The organism is Sphingobacterium humi, from assembly GCF_009768885.1.
GTDB lineage: Bacteria > Bacteroidota > Bacteroidia > Sphingobacteriales > Sphingobacteriaceae > Sphingobacterium > Sphingobacterium humi.
Genome location: NZ_WSQA01000003.1, coordinates 420,243 through 429,119, shown reverse-complemented (window position 1 = coordinate 429,119; position 8,877 = coordinate 420,243). Strand labels below are relative to the sequence as shown.

At 43.1% G+C, this 8,877-nt stretch carries 10 protein-coding genes and 1 tRNA gene; 6 read left to right on the top strand and 5 right to left on the bottom strand.

Annotation, left to right across the window (positions count from 1 at the left end; genetic code table 11):
* Nucleotides 1-366: 366 nt before the first annotated feature.
* Nucleotides 367-440, bottom strand: a tRNA-Arg gene (locus GQF63_RS06045).
* Nucleotides 441-578: 138 nt separating this feature from the next.
* Between GQF63_RS06045 and GQF63_RS06040 the strand changes: the two genes are divergently transcribed.
* Nucleotides 579-1,406 (top strand): alpha/beta fold hydrolase, encoded by an 828-nt coding sequence (locus GQF63_RS06040; protein ID WP_160368295.1) that lies wholly within the window; start codon nt 579-581, stop codon nt 1,404-1,406.
* 13 nt (nt 1,407-1,419) lie between these two features.
* Here the strand turns inward: GQF63_RS06040 and GQF63_RS06035 are convergent, their stop codons facing one another.
* A complete protein-coding gene (locus GQF63_RS06035; RefSeq protein ID WP_212592477.1) occupies nt 1,420-2,256 on the bottom strand; it encodes a patatin-like phospholipase family protein in 837 nt (278 codons plus the stop codon).
* Nucleotides 2,257-2,379: 123 nt separating this feature from the next.
* Here GQF63_RS06035 and GQF63_RS06030 point away from each other — a divergent pair, with 123 nt between their 5' ends.
* Both GQF63_RS06030 and GQF63_RS06025 read left to right on the top strand, forming a co-directional pair.
* Nucleotides 2,380-2,985 carry a TetR/AcrR family transcriptional regulator gene (locus GQF63_RS06030; protein ID WP_160368293.1) on the top strand — a complete coding sequence of 202 codons (606 nt, stop codon included), beginning with the start codon at nt 2,380-2,382 and terminating at the stop codon, nt 2,983-2,985.
* Nucleotides 2,986-3,020: 35 nt separating this feature from the next.
* Complete coding sequence (locus tag GQF63_RS06025) at nt 3,021-3,653, top strand: nitroreductase family protein (RefSeq protein ID WP_160368291.1); 633 nt, start codon at nt 3,021-3,023, stop codon at nt 3,651-3,653.
* Between the two features lie 75 nt (nt 3,654-3,728).
* Here GQF63_RS06025 and GQF63_RS06020 read toward each other — a convergent pair whose 3' ends face one another.
* On the bottom strand, nt 3,729-4,037 hold the full coding sequence (locus GQF63_RS06020; protein ID WP_160368290.1) for a DUF805 domain-containing protein: 309 nt from the start codon (nt 4,035-4,037) through the stop codon (nt 3,729-3,731).
* A gap of 154 nt (nt 4,038-4,191) precedes the next feature.
* On the opposite strand from GQF63_RS06020, the gene GQF63_RS06015 reads away from it, so the two are divergent.
* Complete coding sequence (locus GQF63_RS06015; protein WP_160368288.1) at nt 4,192-4,794, top strand: sugar O-acetyltransferase; 603 nt, start codon at nt 4,192-4,194, stop codon at nt 4,792-4,794.
* Nucleotides 4,795-5,438: 644 nt separating this feature from the next.
* Here GQF63_RS06015 and GQF63_RS06010 read toward each other — a convergent pair.
* Nucleotides 5,439-6,101, bottom strand: a complete 663-nt coding sequence (locus tag GQF63_RS06010; RefSeq protein ID WP_160368286.1) for a hypothetical protein — start codon at nt 6,099-6,101, stop codon at nt 5,439-5,441.
* Nucleotides 6,102-6,170: 69 nt separating this feature from the next.
* Nucleotides 6,171-6,839 carry a WbqC family protein gene (locus GQF63_RS06005; protein ID WP_246163343.1) on the bottom strand — a complete coding sequence of 223 codons (669 nt, stop codon included), beginning with the start codon at nt 6,837-6,839 and terminating at the stop codon, nt 6,171-6,173.
* A 17-nt stretch (nt 6,840-6,856) separates the two neighbouring features.
* Between GQF63_RS06005 and GQF63_RS06000 the strand changes: the two genes are divergently transcribed.
* Complete coding sequence (locus GQF63_RS06000) at nt 6,857-7,723, top strand: lysophospholipid acyltransferase family protein (RefSeq protein WP_160368282.1); 867 nt, start codon at nt 6,857-6,859, stop codon at nt 7,721-7,723.
* On the top strand, nt 7,724-8,758 hold the full coding sequence (locus GQF63_RS05995; protein WP_160368280.1) for a glycosyltransferase family 2 protein: 1,035 nt from the start codon (nt 7,724-7,726) through the stop codon (nt 8,756-8,758).
* Nucleotides 8,759-8,877: the final 119 nt, after the last annotated feature.

The following is an 8,877-nucleotide window of genomic DNA, read 5'->3' as shown; positions in this document are numbered from 1 at the left end:
GTGCAGGTGATTGTCAACCTGATCTACTTCTAAAATCTCAAAGTATTCTAAAAGTCCTTCGGGCATCAATAAGGATAGTAATTTACGTTCGGCGTCTTGCAAGGGATTTCGGCTTTAAAGATGCTAAACTAGGAAATTTTTACTATTCCCCCCAAGAATTCAGCTTGATCCCATTCCGCAGCGAAGGGGAAATTTATTTTTACAAAGAGGATTTTATGAAAAAGCGGGTAGTTACGTCCAGGTTGGTCAACAATTTCAAGAAAAAAGGAAGCAATCGTAGCGGCCGGCAAGGTGTAAAAACAACAAAAGCAGGAACCCTGCTCTCATTATAAAACCCTTAATTCTCCTGTGTTAAGGGAGAAATCGTGCGCTCAAAGGGAGTCGAACCCCTAACCTTCTGATCCGTAGTCAGATGCTCTATCCAATTAAGCTATGAGCGCCGATGCAGTAGGTATAAATACCCTGTTGCTGGGGCAAATATCGGGACTTTTTTAGATTTTCCAAATCCTTTTGCAGATTTTTTAGCGCAAAACAAACTATCTTTTCTTCATATTGTTGATTTTAATATATTTACAATTATGGCGGAACGTATTATTAAGAGCAACAAAATCAGAATAGGCGATATTAGCATTGCCTATCATCTCAAAAAAGCGACAGAGAATCCCGAAAAAACGATTATTTTCCTCCACGGATTTCCCTTCAATAAAAACATGTGGCGCGAGCAGCTGGAAAGTTTAGAAGACAATATCACCGGTATTGCCGTCGATATTCGCGGGCATGGGAACAGCACTAAAGGGCATGGTTATTTTTCCATGGATGTCTTTGCGAAAGACCTGGGCGTGCTGATGCGCAAACTAGAGGTAGAACAGGCGGTGTTATGTGGCATATCTATGGGCGGATATATCGCTTTGCGTGCCTACCAATTATTCCCCGAGAGGATTTCAGGATTAATTTTATGCGATACCCATTCCAAGGCCGACGACAATGCGGGCAAGCAAAAGCGTTTTGATGGCATCCAAGCGGTGTTACAACATGGCCGCAGGCCCTATGCTATCGGCTTCGTAGGCAATGTGTTTTCGGCACGCAGTATCGATGAAAACCCGGAAGCCGTGGAACTCATAAAAAGCAGTATCCGCCGCAACAGCATCGGCACCATTTGCGCCACCCTATTGGCCTTGGCTGCCCGAACCGATACCACAGATGTGCTTTCTGAAATTCAAGTGCCTACCCTACTTGTTCGTGGGAAGGAAGATAAAATTACACCTGCGGCGCTGATGGAGGAAATGGCTAAAAAGATAAAAACAGCCCGGTATGTGGAGTTTGAAGACTGCGGGCACCTCCCTAATATGGAAGATAAGGAGAAGTTCAATTTAGAAATGAACAACTTCCTTCAAGAAAAAATATAATCCTGCAGGCGATCTAACCGGTCGCCTGTTTTTCATCATCCTTCTTTTTATAGCCTGAATCGGGTATGGTTTTATTGGTCAACTGCGCACCTTTTTCAATCAATAAAGCCGCCTTATCATAGTCCCATATCCCGGCAATATTATGGGGAATATTAATCACGTAATCGGGTTTATACAATTCCACGTTTAATTGCACCAGTTTTCGGCGCATCACAAAGTAGGCTTCCTGCAGGATGCCCAGGGAGTTTACGGGTTTATCGAAAATAATAGGACCATAGCGTGCATTGGGTTTCCCATCCAAATTAACGGCTACAATAATATTACGCCGTTTCCTTTTCACAAAGTTAATGGGTAAAGGATTCAGCACTCCACCGTCAACCAAGCTCACATCGTCTTCCATAACGCTGGTAAATACCGCAGGAATGGCAATAGAAGCACGAATGGCCCGGTAAACACTGCCCTTATCAAACAGCACTTCCTTTTCATTCTTCAAGTCGGTGGCGATGGCCCGAAAAGGAATCCGCATGTCCTCAATGTTCTTATCGGGAAAGATCTCTTTTAAAGATTCGAATACCCGTTCTCCTTTCAACAGGCCAAATTTGGGGTTGGTAAAATCGAGGAGTTTGAAGATTTTGGAACGGTTGATGCCTAGCATCCATTCTTCCAAAGCATCCAGTTTTCCTTCGACGTAGGCCGCGCCGATGAGCGCCCCAATCGAGCAGCCAACCACCTCATCAATTTCATAGCCCTTTTCTTCTAAGCTTCGGATGACGCCGATTTGCACCAAGCCGCGTGCCCCGCCACTGCCCAATACCAGGGAAACCTTACGTTTACTTTTCAGGATGTTCATCCTTAAAGTTAAATCAATTTTTGAAGATTGTAAAATGTCATCCCGTTGTCGTTTTGAAATAAAAATTTTCTAGAAATAAATTACAATGTTACTTTTGCTAACACTGTTAACAAATTCAGGAAAATGGGCGTATCAGAACGAAAACAAAGGCAGCAAGAAGCCTTACGAAACCGCATCATCAGCAGTTCACGCGACATTGTGAACCAAGAAGGCTGGGCGGCGCTTTCTATTCGGAAGATTGCCGATGCCATCGAATATTCCGTACCGGTTATTTACAAGCACTTTGAAAGTAAGGAAGCCTTGACGACCTATTTTGTGGCCGAAGGATTCCAAACCTTAAAAGAAACCATTGCTGCGCATATGGATCCGCAAGCTTCGGTTGAAGAACGCTTGCATCAGCTGGCGCAGGGCTATTGGCAATTTGCCTTGAAACACCCCAAAGATTATGAATTGATGTTTGCGGTGGGCTTACCCACCTGCGAAATGCATCAGAAGCTGCCCGTGATCGCCGAACTAGCGAGCTTCCTGCGCGAAATTATTGACGAGCTCATTGCCAAGAGCGGCAAAACGGAAATCGAAAAATGCGTCAAATACCGCAGCCTCTGGGGCATGCTGCACGGCATTGTGTCTATTGAGCTTTTAGACCTCAATAAACAGGACGCCGTTTGCCCTTCCTTGGTGTTAAAAGATAGCATAAACGCCTTTGCCCAAGCCATATTAACGAATTAATTAAAAATTACATAGCACATAAATTTGAACTACCCATGCGTTTATTAGAAGATTTAAACTGGAGATACGCCACGAAAAAAATGAACGGTCAAGCCGTTGAGCAAGCCAAAGTTGATCAGATTATTGAAGCGGCACGTTTAGCGCCAACTTCATCAGGCCTGCACCCTTTCAAAGTCATTGAAATTAGCAACCCTGCCATAAAAGAGAAGATTCAGCCCATTGCCTTCGGACAAAGCCAAATTGTAGATGCTTCGCACCTGTTGGTGTTTGCGGCCTATGATGAGTACACCAAAGAGCGCGTAGACGCGCCATTTTTACAGCAGGAAATTGAACGCGGTTTGCCGCAGGGTTTTGCTAACGATTATAAAAACTCCTTGTTCGAACGTTTCCAAACCCAAACCAAGGAAGATCATTTTAACCATGCGGCACGCCAGGCCTATATTGGCTTCGGATTGGCCATTGCTGCCGCTGCGGAATTGCGTGTTGATGCCACCCCGATGGAGGGCTTTAACAATCAATTGTTGGATGAATTACTAGGCCTGGATAAATTAGGCTTAAAGTCGGTGACTATCCTCACCCTAGGCTACCGCGATGAGCAGAACGACTGGTTGGTGAATTTGAAAAAAGTTCGCGTCAATAAAGAAGACTTTGTGATTAGCTTAAACTAAGCTAAACCGCGCAAAACAAAAGGCCTCGAAAAATTTCGAGGCCTTTTTTATGGGTTCAGCAGGCGGTTTGCCTTGCTAGTAGTCAGATTTTGCGGTTTTTGCAGTTGGCAGGCCCGATAAATAAATATTGGCAATGGGAAAAAGAAAGAACCAAGGGTTTACGCCGGCATCGCGTAATCGCCTAAAGCCTAGCGCCAACAAAGGCAGTAGATTAATCAGGGTAAAATAATAGCCTATATTCGCTATCCCCAACTGCGCGTTGCCAAAAACATTCAGCACGATCTGAAGGACCATAACAAAGATAAAAAACACCCAAAATTCCGCCACGGTTGATTTCCCCTTAAAATCAAACATGCGTTTATAAGCCTGAAAGATATACTGCATAGCATTAGTTTTATTAATTAGTTAATAGCCGAATATAACTATAATTTTCGATAAACAGCTCTATTTTTAACTGGCAAATCTTCACAAGTTCTTGACCTTTCTTTGGCTTTTTGTAACTTACCCCAAAAGCTACCTTATGTAGTGTAACGCATCCATGAAATCAGCAAAAGAAAAAATGTTAGCCGGTGAACCTTTCTTAGATCAAGGTGCCGAATTATTCCAAGAACGGCAGCAGGCCAAAGTCATCCTGCAGCAATACAATAGCCTAGACCCGACGCGTATTAAAGCGCGTAACCAATTGCTGAAAGGCCTCTTTGCCAAAACCGGATCCCGCTTCTTTATTGAACCGCCTTTTCGCTGCGACTACGGTTACAACATAGAAATAGGCGAGAATTTTTATGCAAATTATAACCTCTGCATTTTAGATGGTGCCGCAGTAATTATTGGCGATGATGTGATGATAGCGCCCAATGTGAGTCTGTTTACGGCGGGCCATCCGATTGACCCGACGCTACGCGTGGCCGGTTGGGAGTTTTCCAAACCCATCCGCATCGGGCATAAGGTATGGATTGGAGGCAACACGGTCGTAAACCCTGGCGTGCAGATTGGCGATAACAGCGTTATTGGATCGGGCTCGGTGGTGACCAAAGATATTCCGGCCAATGTAATTGCCGCGGGTAACCCCTGCCGGGTCATCCGCGAAATAACGGAACGCGATAAGCAGTATTATTACAAAGATGAAAGCTATGCGCAGTAAGCCATGCTTAGCAAGGCATGGGCTGCATAAGGCATAAAAAAATACCTGAGGTGGGGAACCCCAGGTATTACCAAACCAATTATTAACCTAAATTATGAAATTATGAATTTACTATCTAAACGGATAAGTCAAACATTTATTATAATTTCCCCTGATTTAGCTTAACTTTTTTCAATTTTTTAATAAAACACACTCCCTTAATAACAACTTTAAGGGTTCAGGCCACTGTATGCTTTGCAATAACCTTCTTTTCACCTGGCATTGGTCCAGCCTTTAATTCACACTATTTCTTCCTTTTTTCGCATCCTTTCACAACCTATTGCAAAGGGGTTTGAAAGGGGTTTGAAAGGGTTGTGAAAGGGTTGTGAAAGGGGACTGAAAGGGATCTAGCCAAAAGCAAGGCTTAGGAAATCGGGAAGCAGCATAACGGGGTTCGGGAAGAAAAATGAGGCAAAAAAAAATACCCGAGGCGGGGAACCCCAGGTATTTACCAAACCAATTATTAACCTAAATATTTTTTCTTCTATTCATAATAGTAACGATGATCGTACACGATTATTGTATTCCGCCAAATATTTTTATAAAAAACTGTAAATTATGGCTTGCCAAGCTTTAAAAAAGGGAGTCTGGCTGTCTACCAGCTGCTAATTGCTGGTTTTGGAAATCACATCCACCACCTTATCGCTCAATCGGGTAATATCCGATTTTAGCCCCAGCATAATCGTTAACACATTGACCGGGTTTTCCTGAATTTTTCGGAAATTGTGCATATAGCCTACTTCCATCCCCAAGAAAAACCCCTTGAATTTATAGTCGGCCCCTACCCCCAGTTTTGCGGCGGGGGAAATGCTGTATTTATATTCCAGGTTCAGCAATTCATTGTTGCCGGCATCTTGTGCACGGGGTTCAATATTCAATGCCCCAGCCGGGCCCATATAGGCATAGGTGTTCAGTCGATTCCATTGTTTACGCATCCCGCCTGATAAGCTGAGCACATACATGGAGGCTCGTGCATTTTCGACGATGCGATTGTATTTGGAATCCGGATAAAGTTGATCGTATTTGAAGCTCATTAAATACAAGGTAGGCTGCAAATAGTAGGTCGGGTTCTTCAACGATATATCCAAGCCCATACTCCCGGTAAAGAGTCTGGTAGAAAGTGCCTTTTTCGTTTTGCCTAAGGGCAAGGCCAGTCCGGTACCGCCGAAATAATAAACTTTACGGAAATGAAGGGTATCTGCACCAGTTTGTGCCATTAGTCCACCGCAGAGACCGCAAAAAATAGTCAATAACAATAATTTTTTCATGAAAGCATGCTGGTTTATTGAACAACAATAAAGCGGTTCAAAATGTTTGCCAATGCCTTGCTTTCGCGCCTAAAAATACTGTTTTGCTTGTGGTCCTTGACTAAAAAGAAGGTCGACAACACTAAGATTTGGCAGAAAACCCTGCTTCTCTTCAAAAAGTTGATAGTAAGGTTGGGGGTTTTGCAATAAGGGGGCCTGCCTAGGGCTCATAGCTTTGCGCAGGTCAAGTTCCGTTGCTGGCAGCTCCTGGTAGCTATCGGTTAGGCTAAGCTCACGCGGTAATTTCAATAATTTTAGCAACAGGGTCACTTGCTGTACATTATAATCGAGCAGAAAATCGAAACGTTGCGTAAAGAAACGGCGAAAATCTTCCTCGTAATATTCAAAATAAGCCGAACTGCGGTAAGCTGTCTGCAAGCTTAACCAATGTAAGCGTTGCCAAGGATGGTCGTAATTAATTTTTATTTCTTTTATGGCGACTCTTTCTTTCCTGCCGTGCACAATGGGAACAATGAGATCCAAAATTCCGTTCGCGGTGGCAATTTGTGCCCTGGTACGGAAGGTTTGTTTGGGGTAATTTTCAAATTGTTCAATCAAAATAGGGCCTTCATGTTGTTTGATGGCATGAAAGTAGCTCACGTTTGGAAGATAGCAGGCTGGTAATAAAAGACTTACAGACATATTTAAATTATCATACAAAATATCTGCAAAAATAAGCTTAATTAGGGATATTTGCATAGCGCGAATCTGTTCAGATGAAAGAAAAACTGCTATCAGGCTTACTTTATTTAGTATCCTTGCTCCCTTTTTGGTGCCTTTACTTGTTATCAGACTTGCTGTTTGTGCTGATCTACTATGGTATTGGCTACCGAAAAAAAGTAGTTTTTGAAAACCTGAACAAGTCCTTCCCCGAGAAGTCGCCCGAAGAAATCAAGCAGATTGCCCGCAAATTTTACCGTTATTTCCCCGACTTGCTGGTGGAGATTGTGAAAATGGCGAGCATTTCTAAGCAAACCGTGCTGGAACGTTTCGAGCTGCTGAACGAGGAAGAAGTGTTTCAACATTTTAAAAACGGTAAGGCTGTAATTGGCGTTACTGCCCATTATGGCAATTGGGAATTGGCGATTCATCGCCTCTCGTTGATGATGGAAGAGCCGCGTTTAGTGATTTACAAGCCATTAAACAACAAGCTGATCAATTCGGTTTACAACCATATACGCACGCGTTTTGGGGCCGATATGGTGCCGATGAAGCAGATTTTGCGGCATATTATCAAATTAAAAAAACAGCCTCATATCTCGATGTTTGTCGCCGATCAGACACCTGTGTATCAGGATTCTGATTATTTCATGGAATTCTTAAATCAGGAAGCCTTGGTCTATACCGGTACCGAGCGAATTGCCAGGCTTACCAAATTTCCGGTTGTTTTCTGTGAAATACGAAGAAAAAAGAAAAGAGGCTATTATTCTTGTAAATTTACTACATTGGTAGAAAATCCAGATGATTATCCGGAACATGAGATCACCCATATCCATAATCGCTTTACCGAGCAGATTATTCGGGAAGAACCGGCATATTGGTTATGGTCACATCGTCGCTGGAAAAGAAAAAGAAGATTGTAAATGACAAAATATCCAAAAGTAGCTGTTGTAATATTAAACTGGAACGGTCGATTTTTTCTGGAGAAATTTTTGCCTTCGGTTTTTAACAGTACTTACCAAAATATAGAATTCGTTATCGGCGACAATGCCTCTACTGATGATTCCATTGCTTATGTGGAAGAAAACTACCCCAAGTTCAGCATCCTCAAAAATGCCGAGAACCTGGGCTTTGCCGGTGGCTATAACGAAATCTTGAAACGCGTGGAAGCGGATTATTACGTCCTTTTGAACTCAGACGTTGAGGTATCTCAAAACTGGATAGAACCGGTTATTGCCCAAATGGAGCAAGACCCCATGCTGGTTGCCGTGCAACCAAAAATACAATCTTACCACGATAAAGGCTATTTTGAGCATGCCGGCGCAGCCGGTGGCTACCTGGATTATTTCGGCTTTCCTTTCTGTCGTGGACGTATCTTTGACCAAGTAGAGAAAGACCAGGGGCAATATGATGATCCGAAGGAAGTGTTTTGGGCAACCGGCGCGGCATTATTCATCAAGGCGGAGGTATGGAAAGAAGCCGGAGGTTTTGATGCCGACTTTTTCGCACACATGGAAGAAATAGACCTGTGTTGGCGCTTAAAGAAAATGGGCTACAAAATAGGCTATTGCCCAAGCTCCTTGGTGTACCATGTGGGTGGCGGCACGCTGAACACCAGCAACCCCCATAAAACCTATTTAAACTTCCGGAATAACCTGCTGATGATGCAAAAGAACCTACCAGTAGCTGCGGGAATCTGGATTATTTTCCTCCGTTTTTGGTTTGATCTGGCGGCCTTATTGAAGTTTTTAATCGACGGAAAACCGAAAGATGCCTGGGCGGTGAGCCGGGCGCATCAGTATTTCTTCAAAAACTTTATTAAAACAGCAAAAAAACGTATGAAATACCAAGGCAAGGAGAACAAAACCGGCCAGTATAAGAATTCGATTGTTTGGGATTATTACATGAATAAAATCCATAAATTCTCCGAACTCAAAGACAAAAATTTCCATCCTTAAGACATCTGCTGAACATTCTGTCTTTCGGGATGATGGCAACTTTCTCCGGAGTTTGCCTTTTTAATTAAATAGTTGTTTTAAATTATTTTAGGCCTAGAATATTTTGTAATTTCGTGGTC

Excerpts from the sequence above, each read along its gene's own strand:
- GQF63_RS06040 (WP_160368295.1), top strand. The coding sequence starts at position 579 with ATGGCGGAACGTATTATTAAGAGCAACAAAATCAGAATAGGCGATATT.
- GQF63_RS06030 (WP_160368293.1), top strand. The coding sequence starts at position 2,380 with ATGGGCGTATCAGAACGAAAACAAAGGCAGCAAGAAGCCTTACGAAAC.
- GQF63_RS06010 (WP_160368286.1), bottom strand. The coding sequence starts at position 6,101 with ATGAAAAAATTATTGTTATTGACTATTTTTTGCGGTCTCTGCGGTGGA.
- GQF63_RS06015 (WP_160368288.1), top strand. The coding sequence starts at position 4,192 with ATGAAATCAGCAAAAGAAAAAATGTTAGCCGGTGAACCTTTCTTAGAT.
- GQF63_RS06005 (WP_246163343.1), bottom strand. The coding sequence starts at position 6,839 with ATGCAAATATCCCTAATTAAGCTTATTTTTGCAGATATTTTGTATGAT.
- GQF63_RS05995 (WP_160368280.1), top strand. The coding sequence starts at position 7,724 with ATGACAAAATATCCAAAAGTAGCTGTTGTAATATTAAACTGGAACGGT.
- GQF63_RS06025 (WP_160368291.1), top strand. The coding sequence starts at position 3,021 with ATGCGTTTATTAGAAGATTTAAACTGGAGATACGCCACGAAAAAAATG.
- GQF63_RS06035 (WP_212592477.1), bottom strand. The coding sequence starts at position 2,256 with ATGAACATCCTGAAAAGTAAACGTAAGGTTTCCCTGGTATTGGGCAGT.
- GQF63_RS06020 (WP_160368290.1), bottom strand. The coding sequence starts at position 4,037 with ATGCAGTATATCTTTCAGGCTTATAAACGCATGTTTGATTTTAAGGGG.
- GQF63_RS06000 (WP_160368282.1), top strand. The coding sequence starts at position 6,857 with ATGAAAGAAAAACTGCTATCAGGCTTACTTTATTTAGTATCCTTGCTC.